17 protein-coding genes are annotated in these 17,306 nt (G+C 55.7%); 10 read left to right on the top strand and 7 right to left on the bottom strand.

Annotated elements, in window-relative coordinates:
• Positions 1-286 precede the first annotated feature (286 nt).
• From HGO37_RS18275 to HGO37_RS18245, 7 genes are all read left to right on the top strand, one after another.
• Positions 287-1,039, top strand: a complete 753-nt coding sequence (locus HGO37_RS18275) for a FadR/GntR family transcriptional regulator (protein WP_250984568.1) — start codon at positions 287-289, stop codon at positions 1,037-1,039.
• Between the two features lie 477 nt (positions 1,040-1,516).
• Positions 1,517-2,815 carry an LLM class flavin-dependent oxidoreductase gene (locus HGO37_RS18270; RefSeq protein WP_250984567.1) on the top strand — a complete coding sequence of 433 codons (1,299 nt, stop codon included), beginning with the start codon at positions 1,517-1,519 and terminating at the stop codon, positions 2,813-2,815.
• Positions 2,816-2,820: 5 nt separating this feature from the next.
• On the top strand, positions 2,821-3,246 hold the full coding sequence (locus tag HGO37_RS18265) for an OsmC family protein (RefSeq protein ID WP_250984566.1): 426 nt from the start codon (positions 2,821-2,823) through the stop codon (positions 3,244-3,246).
• 24 nt (positions 3,247-3,270) lie between these two features.
• Positions 3,271-4,356, top strand: a complete 1,086-nt coding sequence (locus HGO37_RS18260) for an ABC transporter substrate-binding protein (protein WP_250984565.1) — start codon at positions 3,271-3,273, stop codon at positions 4,354-4,356.
• Positions 4,323-5,447 (top strand): ABC transporter ATP-binding protein, encoded by a 1,125-nt coding sequence (locus HGO37_RS18255; protein ID WP_250984564.1) that lies wholly within the window; start codon positions 4,323-4,325, stop codon positions 5,445-5,447. The genes HGO37_RS18260 and HGO37_RS18255 overlap by 34 nt, the downstream gene beginning before the upstream one ends.
• On the top strand, positions 5,444-6,280 hold the full coding sequence (locus tag HGO37_RS18250) for an ABC transporter permease (RefSeq protein WP_250984563.1): 837 nt from the start codon (positions 5,444-5,446) through the stop codon (positions 6,278-6,280). Before HGO37_RS18255 ends, HGO37_RS18250 begins: the two co-directional genes overlap by 4 nt.
• Positions 6,277-7,077 carry an ABC transporter permease gene (locus tag HGO37_RS18245; protein ID WP_250984562.1) on the top strand — a complete coding sequence of 267 codons (801 nt, stop codon included), beginning with the start codon at positions 6,277-6,279 and terminating at the stop codon, positions 7,075-7,077. The genes HGO37_RS18250 and HGO37_RS18245 overlap by 4 nt, the downstream gene beginning before the upstream one ends.
• A gap of 69 nt (positions 7,078-7,146) precedes the next feature.
• Here HGO37_RS18245 and HGO37_RS18240 read toward each other — a convergent pair whose 3' ends face one another.
• Complete coding sequence (locus tag HGO37_RS18240; protein ID WP_250984561.1) at positions 7,147-8,571, bottom strand: aldehyde dehydrogenase family protein; 1,425 nt, start codon at positions 8,569-8,571, stop codon at positions 7,147-7,149.
• Between the two features lie 96 nt (positions 8,572-8,667).
• On the opposite strand from HGO37_RS18240, the gene HGO37_RS18235 reads away from it, so the two are divergent.
• Entirely contained in the window at positions 8,668-9,600 is a 933-nt protein-coding gene (locus tag HGO37_RS18235) for a LysR family transcriptional regulator (RefSeq protein ID WP_250984560.1), read from the top strand.
• 48 nt (positions 9,601-9,648) lie between these two features.
• Here HGO37_RS18235 and HGO37_RS26390 read toward each other — a convergent pair whose 3' ends face one another.
• The 5 genes from HGO37_RS26390 to HGO37_RS18215 form a co-directional block, all read right to left on the bottom strand.
• On the bottom strand, positions 9,649-9,771 hold the full coding sequence (locus HGO37_RS26390) for a hypothetical protein (protein WP_256435714.1): 123 nt from the start codon (positions 9,769-9,771) through the stop codon (positions 9,649-9,651).
• Positions 9,772-9,783: 12 nt separating this feature from the next.
• Complete coding sequence (locus tag HGO37_RS18230; RefSeq protein WP_250984559.1) at positions 9,784-10,200, bottom strand: organic hydroperoxide resistance protein; 417 nt, start codon at positions 10,198-10,200, stop codon at positions 9,784-9,786.
• Between the two features lie 153 nt (positions 10,201-10,353).
• Complete coding sequence (locus HGO37_RS18225; RefSeq protein ID WP_250984558.1) at positions 10,354-11,697, bottom strand: ATP-binding protein; 1,344 nt, start codon at positions 11,695-11,697, stop codon at positions 10,354-10,356.
• A complete protein-coding gene (locus HGO37_RS18220; protein WP_250984557.1) occupies positions 11,694-12,434 on the bottom strand; it encodes a response regulator in 741 nt (246 codons plus the stop codon). The genes HGO37_RS18225 and HGO37_RS18220 overlap by 4 nt, the downstream gene beginning before the upstream one ends.
• A gap of 81 nt (positions 12,435-12,515) precedes the next feature.
• On the bottom strand, positions 12,516-13,574 hold the full coding sequence (locus tag HGO37_RS18215; protein ID WP_250984556.1) for an alpha/beta fold hydrolase: 1,059 nt from the start codon (positions 13,572-13,574) through the stop codon (positions 12,516-12,518).
• Between the two features lie 236 nt (positions 13,575-13,810).
• Between HGO37_RS18215 and HGO37_RS18210 the strand changes: the two genes are divergently transcribed.
• The gene (locus tag HGO37_RS18210) at positions 13,811-15,586 is read left to right on the top strand and encodes a cytochrome c biogenesis protein DipZ (protein WP_250984555.1); all 1,776 of its coding nucleotides are present in this window, start codon (positions 13,811-13,813) and stop codon (positions 15,584-15,586) included.
• A 40-nt stretch (positions 15,587-15,626) separates the two neighbouring features.
• On the top strand, positions 15,627-16,382 hold the full coding sequence (locus HGO37_RS18205; protein ID WP_250984554.1) for an alpha/beta fold hydrolase: 756 nt from the start codon (positions 15,627-15,629) through the stop codon (positions 16,380-16,382).
• 74 nt (positions 16,383-16,456) lie between these two features.
• Here HGO37_RS18205 and HGO37_RS18200 read toward each other — a convergent pair whose 3' ends face one another.
• Positions 16,457-17,206: an SDR family oxidoreductase gene (locus tag HGO37_RS18200; protein ID WP_250984553.1), complete on the bottom strand. Its 750-nt coding sequence runs from the start codon at positions 17,204-17,206 to the stop codon at positions 16,457-16,459.
• Positions 17,207-17,306 lie beyond the last annotated feature (100 nt).

The raw sequence follows: 17,306 nt of genomic DNA, 5'->3' as shown, positions 1-17,306 counted from the left end.
AATTAAATCCATTAAATATCTCTAACAGTATGTTTTTAATCCTTTTTATTAGTGCTATCTCATCTCTGAATTTTCTGAAATTGTGCGGCAATACAAATTTTTTTTTAAAATAAAAGCCAACTTATCGTCCAAATATACCGTACAGCCGCCATCTCAACCTCAGAGTGCGCACACTTAAAAAGCGAAAATTGACCAAAGAGGTAGCATCACTTGGCCAAGTAGTGATACCTTGCCGACAGAAGTGAGATTTTACCGCAAAACATAAGCGATACAGGAACTGCGAACTTTGGATACTCTGACAGGCCGAACCATACAGGCGTTGAAAACCCACATAAGCGAAAGCCAGTTTGAAAGTGGTTTCAAGCTGGGTTCACTCAATGACTTATCACAGCAGTTCGGCGTCAGTAGAACAGTCATCCGTGAAGCCGTCTCGGCGTTGCGATCCGACGGCGTGGTGGAATCACGGCACGGGGTTGGCGTGTTTGTCCGGCAAGCGCCCCGAGTGGCTGAGAGCGAACCGGATACATTCGATGCAGACGTAGCGCTCGCTCCATTTGCGCGCCTGAAAACTTCATTCATGGATCTCCTGGAATTAAGAATGGCCTTCGAGGTTCATGCAGCCGGCCTGGCCGCTACCCGCCGTTCATGGGCGCAGGAATCGAACATCTGGAATGCCGCGCGCCAGTTCGAAGCATCGCTGGAAGATGAAAGCGCACTCGACCATCTCGATTTCATTTTCCATCGCTCGATTGCCGAAGCGACGAATAACGGCGCCTTTATCGAATTTTTCAGTCTGATGAGCCTGCAAATCCTGCCGCAGCCAGCCTTTTCGAGACAACTCAATCCTGCACTGATTACCCCGGATTACATTCAAAACACCGTTGTCGAACACCGCGCCATCTGCGAGGCAATCAGCTCCGGTATTTCGGAAAAAGCGCGAGAAGCCATGCGCGCCCATCTGAACCGCAGCCATTTGCGCTATCGCGGATTTTCAGATGGCACCACCTCGCCGCTCAGCAATGTCGCGCGGGAAGACTGAGCGAAGCGCAGGCTCTCTGTTTAACGACCCATAGCTGGCGATAGAGCCATGCATGGCCAAGGCTGTCTCCCGATGAAAGCAGTCGGCAGAACCGGAAGTTCCTGAAGGGAATTTCCGTCAATGTGCACAACCGACATCAAACGTCCGTTGCAACCGCGCACGACCTGTGACCTCCCCTTCACGATTCACGCTTCCCCACGCGTTGGTTTGCAAAGAAATTCTCATTGTCGTCGGGATATTAGATTATATTACCTATAAATTTGATAGATTTTAATTACATAAGATGAGCGGGACAGACGTCCGTTTCCACACACTCCGAAATCGGAAAATAATTACTTATTTTCATACAGTTACACAAAACTGAGGCGCGTTGAAAACTTCATCGCCTGCGATGCATGGGCGTGAGCTGGAACACAGAACCGACACCCGAAGTACCAGTTCTATTTTTTGTTGCAGACGAGCAGTGCAGGCAAACAGATGACCCAGCGGGAAATCCACCTCAACCTTTTTATGCGGTTACAGGGCAATCACTTGTCCGGATGGCGGCACCCTAAAAACCGCATCAATGAAATTCTCGACATTGATTATTACATTGAGATCGCCCGCAAGGTTGAGGCGGCCAAATTCGACTCGCTGTTCATTGCCGACGGTCTCTCGGTCATCAATCACCCTTGGAAAGGGTTGAGTTGGCTCTTTGAGCCTTTGACACTTCTCTCGGCGCTGGCTGTCTCCACAAGACATATTGGTCTCATCGCCACGGCATCGACAACCTATTCGGACCCCTTCAGCGTCGCCCGCGCATTCGCAAGCCTCGACCACATTTCGAAAGGTCGCGCGGCCTGGAACATTGTCACGACATTCCATCCGGAATCAGCAGCAAACTTCGGAGACCGCCCGATCCCCGAACATGCGACGCGGTATGATCGTGCTGCAGAATTTGTCGATGTGGTGCGAAAGCTGTGGGACAGCTGGGAAGCAGACGCTCTCGTCAGAAACAAGGCTCAGGGAACACTGGTCGATTATGACAAGGTTCACGCCATTGATCACAAGGGGCCCTATTTTGATGTACGCGGCCCGCTGACCAGCCCGCGACCACCACAGGGCCACCCTCTGCTCGTTCAGGCTGGCGCATCAGCCAGCGGCCAGAAATTTGCCGGTGCCTATGCGGACGCGATTTACGCACCAGGCGACGACTTTGACCAGACGCTGGCGTTCACCAAACAGATCAGGGAAGCAACAGAACGTTCCGGACGGCCGCGTAACGCAATCTCCGTTCTGGCAGCCCTTTGCCCCGTACTGGCAGACACTGAGCAGGCAGCCAAAAACATCGCGCAAGAGCTGCATGAACTGTCAACAGTCGATCACGTCTATGGGTCGATGCGCAGTTGGTTTGGACTGGAACTGTCTGAGATTGGACCCGATGAACCCATCCCGCATGAGCTTTTGCCAGAGCCGGATCAGGTTCAGGGCCTAAGAAGCCGCTACGAACAAATCCTGCGTCTGATCAAGGACAAGAACCACACGCTGCGCGACATTGCCAAACATCTCGAAGGCAGCAATGACGGCGGCTATTTCGTCGGCACGCCCGAGCAGCTAGCCGACCGTCTGGGACACTGGTGGGAAACGGGTGCCGTCGACGGCTTCAACCTGTCCCTGCCCTATTACGACGAACCACTCGACATCTTCATCAATGAGGTTCTGCCGATCCTGCAAAAACGCGGGCAGTTCCGTACAGACTATGCAGCCGGAACGCTGCGTGACCGTTTCAGAGGTTGAATACAATGAGCAAGATTATCACCGATGTGCAGATTGAAGGTGCGACAACCCATATTCCGGGCCGCTTTCTGATCGGCAATGACAGCTTCCAGATCGTGACCGACGCAACCGCTGGCAAAGGTGGTCGCGGACAGGCAGCAGGCACCTCGCACCTGATTGGTGGCGCGCTCGTCACCTGTGCATTGAACGTTTTCAGAGGCGCAATTGAGCCTGATCTGCCCGCATTTCGAAATGTGCATATTGATGCCCGTTTCCAGCGGGTCGAGGGTCAGACAAACCTCGGCTCGCTCCATCTCGACGTCGCAGTCGAAGGTATCGATCAGACCGAGGCCAACCGTCTACGCCAGCTCTACCTCGATAATTGCTCGATCTATCAGGCGCTGACCGCAACGAGAGCGCTCGACATTACTGTTTCCTCCCGCCCCCAATAATCTCCCCAACGCAGGGTAAAATCCATGACCCACACGCTTTCACGTCGTCATTTTCTAGGTGCCGCAGGCGCCTCAGCCGCCGCACTGACACTGGCTGGTAAGTCCAGCGTTTTCGCAGCCGATAATGTTCAGATCCAGCAGCAGGTCTGGACAGGCGCGCAGGAAATTGTACCGCAAAAGGTTGCGAGCGCATTTCAGGCTGCCAATCCCGGCGTCAGCATCACCGTTGCACCGGGCTCATCCAATGCGGTGCTCAACACCATTGTAGCCGCCCGCAAGGCAGGCAGCCCTCCACCGATCAATGTCGGTTTCTTCAACCTCGAAAACACCGCACGTGGCCTCGCCGAAGATGCATGGGTGGCACTGAACGCTGCCGACGTAGAGAACCTCGACAATATCCACGACGACTTTCGCCTGCCAAACGACGTCGGCGCATTCCCGTGGATTGACCTCGGCGGCATCATCTACAATGCCGAAAAGGTCAAGGAACCACCGAAGTCCTGGAAAGACCTGTTCGACCCTAAGTATCACGGATGTGTCGCGACTTTCGATGGCTTCTGGACAGGCAATGGCGTGCTTGCAACCGCCTATGCCAATGGCGGCAGCATCGATGACATTGAACCTGCGCTGAAGATTTACGAAGAAGCCGCCAAGTCCGGCCACATCCATTCGCTGTTCAACTCCAACGCCCAGATCCAGCAGCTTCTGGCAAGTGGTGAAGTCTGGATTGCACCGCACTTCCGCGGTATTGTACTGCCTTGGATCAAGGAAGGCGCACCATTCGGTTATGCGATACCGGAAGAAGGGCAAATCCTGTTCCCTGAAGGTTTCCAGCTGTTGAACGGCAGCACGGATGATCAGCTGCGCGTTGGCCGCAACCTGATCAATGAAAGCCTGACACGCGAAAACATCATCGATTACGCGGTCACTGCCTCAGTTGTACCTGTCCTGAAAGATAATAGTGGTCTGCCAGAAGAACTAGCCAATGATCCGGCCGTCTCCAGCGAGCAACTCGCCAAGGCCCTGAGACTGGATTACGCGAAGATCGCTGCAAACCATGCGGGTTGGCTCGACCAGTGGAACCGGCGCGTGAAAGCGAACCTGTCGTGACGGCAGCAGCCATCGACATACGCCTAAGCAATGTCGGCAAAAAGTTTGGCGACCAGACCGTCGTTGAACCTTTGAACCTCGATATCCGTCAGGGAGAGTTCTTCTCCCTGTTGGGGCCATCAGGATGCGGCAAGACCACGACACTTCGCATGATCGCGGGTCTGGAAGCACCGACAGAAGGTGAAATCACCATCCGCGGCAAGTCGGTCATCGGTGTTCCCGTGGAGCGCCGGCCGACCAATATGGTGTTCCAGAAGCTTGCCCTTTTTCCTCATTTGAGTGTTTTTGATAACATCGCCTTCGGGCTGAAGCTCAAACGCACGTCAAAACATGAGATACGCAACCGCGTCTCTGCCATTCTGGAAACCGTAAAGCTTGAGGGATACGGACAGCGCGCCATTTCCCAATTGTCAGGCGGCCAGCAACAGCGTGTGGCTATCGCCCGTGCGCTGGTCAATGATCCTGCGGTGTTGTTGCTTGACGAACCCTTGGGCGCTCTGGACCTGCAGCTGCAATTGCACATGCAGCAGGAACTGGTTCGCATTCAACGCGCCTCCGGCACCACTTTTGTGTACGTCACCCACAATCAACAGGAAGCACTTGCGATGTCTGACCGCGTCGCTGTGATGAATGCCGGGCGTTTTGAACAGGTTGATACACCACTGGCGCTTTTTCACCGCCCTGCCTCCGAATTTGTCGCCCGCTTCATGGGGCAGACCAATGTTCTGAGCGGCGAAGTGACAGCCAAAAACGGCAATGAAGCACACGTTTCGGCGCAAGGGCTGACTTTCGTGCTGATCGGCCAGGAAACACTGGCCGTCGGTGACAAGGTGCTGCTTTCCATTCGCCCTGAACGGTTACATCTCGCCACACAACAAGACGCCAAACTCAGCCTACCACTGTTGCGCACTTTGTTTCAGGGAACGACGGTTCTCTACACATTCGGCCTGCCCGGTGGCGACGAGCTGAACGTTTCGGCACTTGCCCCCTCAGGCGCACTGCCCGAAGCCGGTCAACAGGTTGGTCTGCGCTGGGAAAATGACGCCGCAATCTTGCTCAATCGCTCGCCGGCAGAGACATCATCGAAATGACCCTCCGAGAGCGCTCACCCTGGCTGCTGCTGATCTCACCGGTCGTTGTGCTGGTGGCACTGCCGTTTATCGCCAGTCTGGCGTTGGTCATCGGCTTTGGCTTCTCCGGCAGGCAAGCTATCGGGCTGGAAGTCTGGGCACGGTTCATCACCGACCCGTTTTCGTGGAAGGTCATCTGGACCACCCTGTGGTTGGCAGCCCGTGTGACATTTTTCTGCCTCCTCATCGGTTACCCGGTTGCCTTTGCACTCAACCAACTGAAATCACCGCTGGCCCGCGGCATTGCCTTCACTGTTCTTTTCACACCTCTGTTGATGAGCGTGATTGTGCGGGCCTACGGCTGGATCGTTCTGCTCTCCAGCCAAGGGCTGGTGAACTCCGTGCTTGGTATTGCTGGCCTTGGCCCGTTTCGACTGATGCTGAATGATTTTGGCGCGCTGATTGCCATGGTGCATGTGATGTTGCCATTTGCGGTTCTGCCGCTGTTAAGTTCCATCAATCAGTTGCCACCCAGTGGCATCGAAGCGGCGAGAGATCTGGGGGCGAACCCCGTGCAGGTATTGCTGCGTGTCATCTTTCCATTGACGCTGCCCGGCATTCTCTCGGCAATCGAGATCGTATTTGCGCTTGCCGCCTCTGCCTTCGTCACACCTTCCATTTTGGGCGGTGGACGTGTGCTGACCCTGCCGCGGCTGATCTATGACAATATCGGCAGTCTCGACTGGGCACTGGCCGCGGTCCAAAGTCTCACGCTGCTTGGCATCACCGTTCTTGTTCTTTTCAGCCTTCGTCGCCTCGGACGGTTGTTCCGTTATGAAGGAGCGACGCGTTGAAACGCACCATCCTCAATATCATTCTCGGCGCAACGCTGGTCTTCATGGCCGCGCCTATTATTGTTGTGATCATCAATGCATTTAATGTCAGCGCCTATAATGCCTGGCCGCCACCCGGCCTGACTTTGGCGTGGTTTCAAAAGGCGCTTGCCAATCAGGGCTTTATCACAGGCCTGTGGCGTTCTCTGGCGGTCGCTATACTTGCAACCCTCGTCATCGTAATGATCGGCATACCCGCCGCCTACGCCATTTCGCGGTTCCGTTTCCGGGGGCGCGAAGTCCTTCGCTCCGTACTGCTTGCGCCGCTCGTCGTACCACGCGTGGTGCTGGGTTTTGGTCTATTCATCTTGTTTGTCACGACACGCTCGCAACTGTTCGGCACTCTACCGGGCATCGCGCTTGCGCATGTCATTCTTGTGGTCCCATTTGTGGTGATCATCTTCCTCGCCGCTCTCGAAGATGTCGATCCCAAACTGGAAGAAGCGGCCCGCGATCTGGGCGCCGGCCCGGTTCGCGCGTTCTTTTTGGTGACCCTGCCGCAAATGCGTGTGGCGTTGCTGTCCGCATCGTTCTTCTGCTTCATCACATCCTTTGACGAGGTGGAAACAACGCTATTTGTGGTGCAGCCCGCGGTTAAGACACTTCCCGTTGCGCTCTATCATTACCTTGAATTCCAGCAGGACCCGACAATCGCTGCTGTCTCCAGCCTGATGATTGCCGTCACATTTGTGTTCATCCTGCTCGGCCTGTTCCTGACGAACGGGCAATTCTGGAAAAAGATCTTCGCCAACTCATAAGCCGCGTAACGATCGGAACTGACAGGCCTGCCGATCGTCCAGCCGTCGGCAGGTCTGTTTTTGGGGTGATTACAAGGTTGGAACCAGAATGGCGCGCGGTTCCAGAAACTCATCCAGACCATAAGCGCCAATTTCGCGACCAATGCCCGATTGCTTGAAGCCGCCGAACGGCGCGTGAGGATCATGCGGTGCACCGTTGATGATGACCCGGCCGGCGATCAACCGGTCAGCAACAGCCAGCGCGCGGGTTGTGTCGGCAGAAAGCACATAGGCCTGCAAGCCATAATCGGAATCATTGGCGATCTCGATTGCTTCGTCGTCATCGCGGTAAGTGATGACGCTCAGAACAGGCCCGAATATCTCTTCGCGGGCGATCCTCATGTCGTTCGTCACATCGGCAAAGATTGTCGGGCGAACAAACCACCCTCTACTGATCCCGTCCGGGCGCCCCTCGCCACCGGTCAAAACAGTCGCACCTTCCTGCTTGCCGAGTTCGATATAGGATTGGATACGCTGCCACTGCCGTTCATTGACAAGCGGCCCGATCCTGACATCTGGATCACCGGGATTTCCAACCTTCAGCTTCTCGGCCTCGCTCTTCAATCGCGCCAGTATCTCGTCACGACGCGAAAGCGGGATCAGTATTCTGGTTCCGGCAACGCAGGCCTGGCCGCTATTGGCAAAGCCGCTCATCAGGGCAACCGGTATCGCTCTATCCAGATCGGCATCGTCAAGCACGATTGTCGGCCCCTTGCCGCCTAGCTCCAGAACAACCCGTTTCATCGTCTCAATGGCCGCACGCTGGATGATTTTTGCAGCAGCAGTAGAACCGGTAAAGCTGACAGAAGCGACATCAGGATGTGTGGTGAGTTCTGCTCCGACAACCGGGCCAAGGCCGTTTACAACATTCAGTACACCAGCCGGCAGATCTGCGGCATGCAGGCATTCCAGCAATATCTGGGTCTGGATAGCGCTCTGTTCGGCAGGTTTGATCACGACGGTGGAACCTGAACCAATGGCGTGGGCCAGCTTCGTGGCAATGAAACCAAAGTTGCTGTTCCATGGGGTTATGGCTGCCATGACACCCAGTGGCAGCATTTTAACGGCGCTGGAACCGGCCTGCCTGTCAAAGGCATAGTTCTCGACCGTTTCGGCCATAACATCGAAGATCGATGCGGTGTTCTGCACGGAAAAGCCGGTGAAGTAGGCGGGTGCACCATATTCATCGGTCATGGCCGCGGTCAGGTCGTCCGTCCGGTTCCGAACCGCCGCACTCAAACGATGCAACATGGCAATACGATCTGCCTTGCTCGTGCGTAACATCGCTGGAAAAGCCCGTTTGGCGGCAGTGATAGCGGCACGCGTGTCATTTGCATTGCCAAGCCTCACTGTTCCGATTTTTTCCTCGGTTGCCGGGTTGAATAGCTCCAATATGTCTGTGCCTTCAGGCGTGACGAATTGACCGTTGATGTAAATCTTGTCGATGTTTCGCATGTCTTGGCCTCCTTGGCTGTTGACAGAAATATGCGTCGAGGTCATCGATCTTATTAGATACACAATAAGACACGGGCTGATGAGGAACATTGCGCAATGACCAAGGCAAGCCTCGCCGAACTTGAAGCGGTTGCTGTCGTTGCCCGGAGGGGCGGTTTCCGGGCAGCGGCGCGGGAACTTGGCGTATCCTCGTCAGGCCTTAGTCACGCAGTTGCGGGTCTTGAAGAGCGTATGGGCGTTCGTCTGTTCAATCGCACCACCCGCAGCGTGGTGCTGACCGCAGCCGGCGAGCAGTTCATCGAGACAATTGCCCCGGCATTGGCTGCAATTGAAGGTGCGCTTGAAAATGCCGGAGAGCATGTGGCAGAACCGTCAGGTGTGTTGCGGCTGAACATGGCACTGGGTGCCGCGCGATTCATTCTCCAGCCTCTGGTGCTAGAATATCTCAGACGGTTTCAGCGCATGCATGTCGAGATTGTCACGGATTCAGAATTGGTGGATGTCATCGCCAACGGATGTGACGCCGGCATCCGGTTGGAAGATCGCGTGCCACCGGACATGATCGCGGTGCCCATCATTCCTGATATGCGCGAGGTCGTCGTTGCCTCGACAGATTACGTCAAACAGCGTGGCATACCACACCATCCCAAGGACCTGCTGATGCATGAGTGCATTCGCGCGCGCATGGCAAGCGGTCGCATTTATCGCTGGGAATTTGCCAAGGATAATGAGCGCCATGCGCTTGATGTACCTGGACGCATGGTGCTGGATGAAAGTGGCTTGATGCTTGACGCCGCGCTCAGCGGTGCAGGTATAGCCTATCTGTCGGAACGCGCGATCTCACCCCATCTGGACAGCGGCGATCTGCAGATTGTTCTCAGCGATTGGACACCGTCCACGCCCGCTCTCTGCCTTTATTACCCGGGCCGTCGGCACGTTCCGCAAAAGCTGCGGGCATTTATCGACCTTGCACGTGAGTACTCTCGCAAAGGCAGCCTCACGACATCGGCATCGCTTGGTCGCGGTTAAATGTAGCGTCTCTTGGCCCACCGGCAAGAGACGCTTTCTTTCTTGTGTTCAATAGGCCATGGCAAGGCTGAACAGACCTGCAAGCGCTGAAGGCTCTGTCGAGGCAATGTCATAGATGCACGGTGCGGCAAACACCGACGCCACAACAGTCAGAATGACCATCTTTCGCATGTCGCCCTCCCTTCAAATCAGCTTCAGCTCTACGTTGATATTGCCGCGTGTTGCCTTGGAATAGGGGCAATTCTGATGCGCCTCCTCAACGAGCGCCCGCGCCAGTTCAACCTCCAGGCCGGGCAGGCTGATATTGAGACGTGCCTGCAGAAAATAGGCGTCACCGGTCATCCCGAGATCAACCTCGGCATCGACAGCCGTTCCCTCGGGAAGGCGCAACTTGCGCTTGGCCGCTGCCAGCCCCATTGCTCCGATAAAGCAGGCCGACCAGCCAGCTGCGAACAGTTGCTCCGGGTTGGTGCCGGGTTTTGAGGTTCCTGGCGGCGACAGCTTCACATCAAGCTGTGCATCATCGCTACGGGCAAATCCATCACGACCACCTGTGGTATGGGTCTTGCCGGTATAGAGAACCTTTTCAATCTGGGTCATGGAAACACTCCTTTGTTGCTGACAAGGCGTGTTTTGACGGATCGACGTATCCTGCGTGTTTCAGAAAACCATTGAAATGTAAGCTATTGTAGGGCCTGGAGCGCGAGATACTTTGACGTACAATTTCAAGGCTTTATTCAATGATCGGAGCGCTCAGTCGAGCGTGAGTTCCGCAACCAATCCGCCACCATCACGATTGTACAAACGCACCGAACCACCAATTGCCACTGAAAGCTGCTGGGCGATCGCCAGACCAAGCCCCGTCCCGCCAGTCTCGCGATTGCGGGATTGCTCCAATCGGAAAAACGGCTGCATGGCAGCCTCCAGCATATCCTCGGGAATACCCGGACCACGATCGAGAACGCTGATAACCGTTTTCCCCTGATTGCCCTGTATCACGCTGATTTCGGCGGCCCCGGAAAACTTGATCGCATTGTCGATGAAATTTGTGAGTATCCGCCGCAACGCATGCGGTTTGGTCGCCACCGTACCTTTGACAAGATCGATGACGCGGACTGCCTTGCCGGTGTCCTGATAGTCGTAGGCGATGCTGTCGATGAACGAAGAAAGATCGATCCGCGACAGCTTTTCAGCATTGCCATGCGAACTGCGTGCATAGGCAACACCGTCCTGCACCAGTCGTTCGATTTCACTGAGATCACCGACCAGCTTGTCTTTTTCAGGCGTATCGTCCGCCATTTCGGCCCGCAGGCGCATCCGGGTAATCGGTGTTTGCAGGTCGTGCGAAATCGCTGCCAGAATTTGCACGCGTTCTTCCAGATGGTGGGCAATCCGGTCTCGCATGGCGTTAAAGGCACGCCCCGCCCGTGCGACTTCGGCAGGGCCAGTCTCACTCATCGGCGCGCCTTGTTTGCCGGGATCAACCGCATCGGCAGCGGCCGCGAGATCCGCAAGCGGACGGATCGCCTGACGCACCGCAAACCACGTGCACAGTATCAGCAATGCCATCTGGATGGCGAACACATAAGGAAGCCAGCGGGCTATCGGCATGACACCGCGCGGCGTGACATCGATCGTCAGCTGCGAGCCATCAGACAGGACAACATGCCCCTGCAGCCTCTTGTCATCACCGGGAATGGCCTCAACCTTAAGCGGAAACCGGTGGCCGGCCGCCTCTTCGATCCGCTCGGCGATTTCCGCAGCACGGCCTGACATGTCTGGTATGCCGGCAAGACCCGGCCCCAGCACGAGACGGTAATTTCCACGGCTGAGCCGGTCAATCCATTGTGGTCTCTCCTCCGCTGGCAAGCGGTCGATAACGGCAATCGATGTTGCCAGATCGCTTTCCAGCGTGCCGAGCATCACCGCCTTGGCCGACATGTAACGTTCTATGAAGAGAATGCTGAAAGAAAGACTGTAGGCGATCGCCAGACCGGCAAACAGAATGATGAAAAGCCTTGATCGCAACGTACCGGGCCACCAGCCTTGGCGGTCAGCCCCGTTTTTTGCAGCATCGATTTTGCCAACGCTGGTCATGTCCTGGCTTCCGAAATCTCGACCGGGACGGAAAAGACATAGCCTTCCGCCCGGACGGTCTTGATGTAGGTTGGCTCACGCGCATCATCACCCAATCTCTGCCGCAACCGGCTGACGAGAAGATCGATCGAACGGTCAAACAGTTCGGCATCGCGACCTTGTGTCAGGTTCAGCAGTTGATCGCGATTGAGCACCCGCTGCGGGTGATCGATAAATACCCTCAGCAAACGGTATTCCGCACCGCTGAGCGCAATTTCCGTTCCTTCTCCGTCAAGCAAATGGCGGCCGACCGTATCCAGACGCCAGTTACCAAAGGTCAACAGACGCCCTGCTTCGCTGATTTGCAGATTTGGCGGCAACATTCGTGTCCGGCGCAAAACCGCTTTGATGCGGGCAAGAAGTTCACGCGCAGCAAACGGTTTGGGCAGATAGTCATCTGCCCCCATTTCCAACCCGATGATCCGGTCCATCTCGTCATCGCGCGCAGTCAGCATCAACACCGGTGTCGCCTTGTGTTTGCCAGCCCGCAGTTCACGACACAGAACAAGCCCGTCGTCGCCCGGCATCATGACATCGAGCACGATCAGATCGACGGTGTTGTTATCGAGAAATGTCCGCATCTGCCGCCCGTCAGCGGCCACCGTTGTGCGCAATCCGTTCTTTATCAGATAGCTCGAAACCAGTTCGCGGATGTCACGGTCGTCATCGACGACCAGAATGTGGTCTATGTGTTCCATGAATGTCTTCAACGTCTTGGGGCTGGCACGCGGTGCTACACCGCATGCGTAATCTACTCTGACAAGAAAAGATATTGGCTCCTAAAACTTGCCAATGTCGAGAACCGCCTGCGCAAATGCCTGTGGTGCTTCCTGCGGCAGGTTATGGCCTATGCCACCAGTGATATTGCGGTGTTCATACCTGCCGGAAAATCTCGCGGCATATGCCGATGGGTCAGGATGGGGCGCACCGTTGGCATCACCTTCCATAGTGATAGTTGGGACGGCGATTACAGGCAGTTTGGCAAGCCGCTGCTCATAGGCATCGTACTGTGCTTCACCCTCCACCAGTCCCAGCCGCCAGCGGTAGTTATGGATGGTGATATCAACATGATCAGGATTATCGAAAGCCGGGCTTGAGCGATCAAAAGTCGCATCGTCAAACGCCCATGTTGGAGAGGCCGTCTTCCAGATCAGCCGCACGAAATCACGGGTGTTGGCCGCATAACCGGCGCGACCCCGTTCTGTCGCAAAATAAAACTGATACCACCATGATAGTTCGGCCGCAGGCGCTAGCGGGTTCTTGTTGATATCCTGACTGCCAATGAGATAGCCGCTGACAGACACCAGCCCCTTGCAGCGTTCAGGCCAGAGGGCCGCCATGATATCAGCGGTGCGCGCACCCCAGTCGTAACCGGCAACAATTGCCGTCTCGATATCAAGTGCATCCAGAAGTGCAATCATATCAACAGCGAGAGCCGATTGCTGGCCGTTGCGCGGCGTATCGCCGGAAAGGAACCGGGTTGTCCCGTATCCACGCAAGTAAGGTACGATTACCCGGTAGCCTGCCGATGCCAGAATTGGCGCGACATCGACATAGCTGTAGATGTCATAGGGCCACCCATGCAGCAGTAAAACCGCGGGACCGTCAGCGGGACCTGCCTCCGCGTAACCGACACTGAGAACGCCAGCATCAATCTGCTTCAAGGCCGCAAATTCTGTATGCCCATCCGCTTTTGTTGCGGCACTCATTGCCGTCTGCGGCGGTGCGACTGCGGCTTCAGCCTTTGCCAGGACGGGAACGCCGAGCTCGACGGCAGCGGCAGCCATTGCGGCGACACCGAAAAAGTGACGGCGATTGAGATTGATTTCGTTGCTCATGAGCTTTCTCCGATTTGCATAATCACGATCAAGAGAAAGCCCGTGCCATGTATCCCCGGTGTGTCGTTGACGACCGAAATTGCATGAACATGTAGCTTTTAGGCCCCCAGATACAATTCGATACATTTTGCAGGGCGACCGGACACATGAGGGATACGTCGTGACGACCACATTGGCGTCATCGCTGGTTTTACGATCATCACATCACACCAGCTCCACGTTTCAAGGAGACGACGATGACGCTTCTTATCATTGCCTATCTGGGCGGAGCGCTGACCATTCTCAGCCCATGCATCCTTCCCATTCTTCCCTTCATCTTTGCCCGCACCGGGCAGCCATTTCTGCGCGATACATTGCCGATGCTCGCAGGCATGGCGGTAACCTTTGCGCTAGTGGCAACGCTGGCAGCCGTTGGTGGCAGCTGGGCAATCCATACGAATGAATACGGGCGGCTTGCCGCCATAGGCTTGCTGGCGATTTTCGGCGTAAGCCTGCTGTCGCCACAGATTGCGGCTGTCATCACACGGCCTGTTGTCGATCTTGGAAACCGGCTTATCAATGCCCGTGGCAAACCCGGCGCGACAAGCTCTCCTGTCAGTGCACTCATTCTCGGTGTTGCAACCGGTCTATTATGGGCGCCCTGCGCCGGCCCTATTCTTGGCCTTGTGCTGACCGGAGCAGCTCTCAAAGGCGCCAATCTCGAAACGACCTTGCTGCTGGCCGCCTATGCGGCAGGTGCTGCCACATCTCTTGGTCTTGCGCTTTTGCTCGGCGGTAAAGTCTTCGCCACTCTCAAGAATTCTCTTGGGGTCAGCGAACGCATTCGCCAGGCTCTGGGTGTTGCTGTTCTGGCAGGTGTCGGGGTGATTGCTCTTGGCCTCGATACCGGTCTGCTCGCACGGCTTTCCTATGCCAGTACATCTGCCTTCGAACAGGCCATCCTTGACAGCGTTCATCCCAAAACAGACGGTTCCAGCTCGTTTGACGTGGCAAGCAATGGCACGCTCGTGGCACCGGCGGACCTGACCAAGCCATTTCAGGCCAATCTGCCGGTTGAAGGTCGCGCGCCATCGTTTAGCGGTGCGGTTGAATGGCTGAACTCGCCACCGCTTACCTCGGAGCAATTACGTGGCAAGGTCGTCCTTGTCGACTTCTGGACCTACTCCTGCATCAACTGCATTCGCACCGTTCCCTTTGTCCGCGCCTGGGCAGAAAAATACAAGGATCAGGGGCTCGTCGTCATTGGTGTCCATGCACCAGAATTTGCCTTTGAAAAGAAGATCGACAACGTCCGCAAAGCGGTTGGCGACTTCAAGATCGACTATCCCGTTGCCATCGATAACGACTACAAGATCTGGCGCGCCTTCGAAAACAACTATTGGCCGGCCCATTACCTGATCGATGCAAATGGTCAGATCCGGTACCACCACTTTGGCGAAGGAAACTACCGCCAAACGGAACAGGCAATTCAAGATCTGATCCACGAAGCCGGCAGCAACATGCAGGCAAGCGCACCAGTCAACCCTGCCGCACAGGGGGCTGAGGCAAGCCCAGATCTCAAGAATATCCGCTCTGGCGAAACCTATCTCGGTTATCAACGCGCGACCGGTTTTGTCTCACCGGAAACCGTCGAGCCGGGCGTCGCCACTGATTATTCTGTCGACGACCCTGATCTCAACCAATGGGGTCTGGCCGGCACATGGACCATAGACCCGGAACAGGCCGTATCGAACAAGCCGGATGACAAGATCGTCTCCCGCTTCAGCGCCCGTGATCTGCATCTTGTCCTCGGTTCCGGTGAGGCCGGCAAACCCATCCGTTTCCAGGTCACCATTGATGGCAAAGCACCGGGTGCACACCATGGTGCAGACATTGATGCCGACGGTTACGGCACGGTCAGTTCGACAAGACTTTATCAGCTTATTCGCCAATCCGGCGACGTAACAACCCGCAAATTCGAAATCCGCTTCCTTGATCCCGGTGTGGAAGCCTACGCCTTCACATTCGGCTGATGCCTGCCCCGTAACCCATTCTCAAAAAGGAAACTTCACCATGCAGCGTTCTATTTCCACAATCGCAGTGGCCTTCGTCGCCAGCCTTGCCGCTTTTGCCGCTCATGCAGCCGACGTTAAAAACATTGTTGTCGTCCATGGCGCCCTTGCCGATGGGTCAGGCTGGAAGAAGGCAACTGAAATTCTCGAAAAGCGGGGGTTTAATGTCACGATTGTCCAGCAACCAATCACCTCGCTGGCCGACGATATTGCTGCAACCAACCGGGTGCTTGACATGCAAGATGGTCCGACCCTGCTGGTCGGCCACAGCTATGGTGGCGTGGTCATTACCGAAGCGGGACATAACAACAAGGTGGCTGGCCTCGTTTACGTGGCAGCCTTTCAACCGGACAAGGGCGAAAGCCTGTTGTCGCTGGCAAGTTCCAAGCCATCTTCGGGCATGAATATCCGCGAGACACCCGACGGTCAGTATCTCTATCTCGACCCGGCAGCTTTCGCGAAAGACTTTGCGGCGGACCTTCCTCAGGATGAAACGGCTTTTATGGCAAAGGCGCAGGTTTTTGCATCCAAACAATCCTTCTCTGCCAAGGTTGGTGACCCTGCCTGGAAGGCCAAGAGCAGCTGGGCAATCGTCGCGACGCAGGATCGTTCAATCAATCCCGAGCTTGAGCGTGACATGGCCAAACGTGCAGGCAGTGCGATCACCGAAATAACAGCAAGCCATGCGGTCTTTGCCTCGCAACCGGAAAAAGTCGCAGATGTGATTGAGGCTGCAGCACGACAGTCTTCAAAATAAAAGCCAGCTCTACCCAGCGTGTTGGTTCCCGATGTCAGCCGCCCACACGAAAGGGCGGCTGAATGGATTGCTGCCTAGAGATTACCGACCCCGCCATCGACCAGCAGTTCCGTGCCGACAACGAAGGATGCTTCATCGGATGCAAGGAATACTGCGGCCTTGGCAAGTTCCAGTGGCGTGCCCAGACGACCGATTGGCACCAATTGCCGGATTTCACGGCGCAACGCTTCTTCCGCGTCACTTTCCAGACCAAGCTTGCCAAGGGCAGGTGTTTCGGTTGGACCGGGGCTCAATCCATTGACCCTGATACCCCTGTCTTTGAACTCGCCGGACAAGGTCCGCGCCAGTGACAGAAGGCCAGCCTTGCTTGCGGCATAGGCGCTGGACTGCGACAAGCCGATATGAGCGGAAACCGAGCCGCAGAGAATGACCGAAGCCGGAGCCTTCAACAGCGGTAAAAGTGCCTGAACGAGGAAAAACGGCCCCTTCAGATTGGTGGCGAACAAGGCGTCATAGGTTGCCTCGTCCCAGTCTTCCAGCGGACGGTGTGTCACATCGCCCGCATTGATGAACACCACATCGAGGACTGGCCATGCCTCACTCAATTGCGCTGCGAGTTGACGTTGTGCCGCGATATCACCCGCCTCGTTGGCAATTGCGATGACATCGGCACCCAATTGACGTTTTGCGTCCTCCAGCCGTTCGACTGAGCGGCCGGTGATGGCAACCTTTGCTCCCTCCTTCAGGAATTGGCGCGCCGTTTCCAGCCCAATGCCGCTGGTCCCACCGGTTATCAGCGCGTGTTTGCCTGCAAGGCGTCCCATAATATGTCTCCTTTTTTGATGCGAGACGATTGTCAGGGCTTTAGTATCTTTTGTATAGTAGGCACCAAATTGCTACTAAAGGAAAAAAATGAAAAAACGC

This window comes from Rhizobium sp. CG4 (assembly GCF_023701965.1).
Classification (GTDB): domain Bacteria; phylum Pseudomonadota; class Alphaproteobacteria; order Rhizobiales; family Rhizobiaceae; genus Agrobacterium.
The sequence above is the reverse complement of the archived record's forward strand: the minus strand, read 5'-3'. Positions and strand labels throughout refer to the sequence as shown.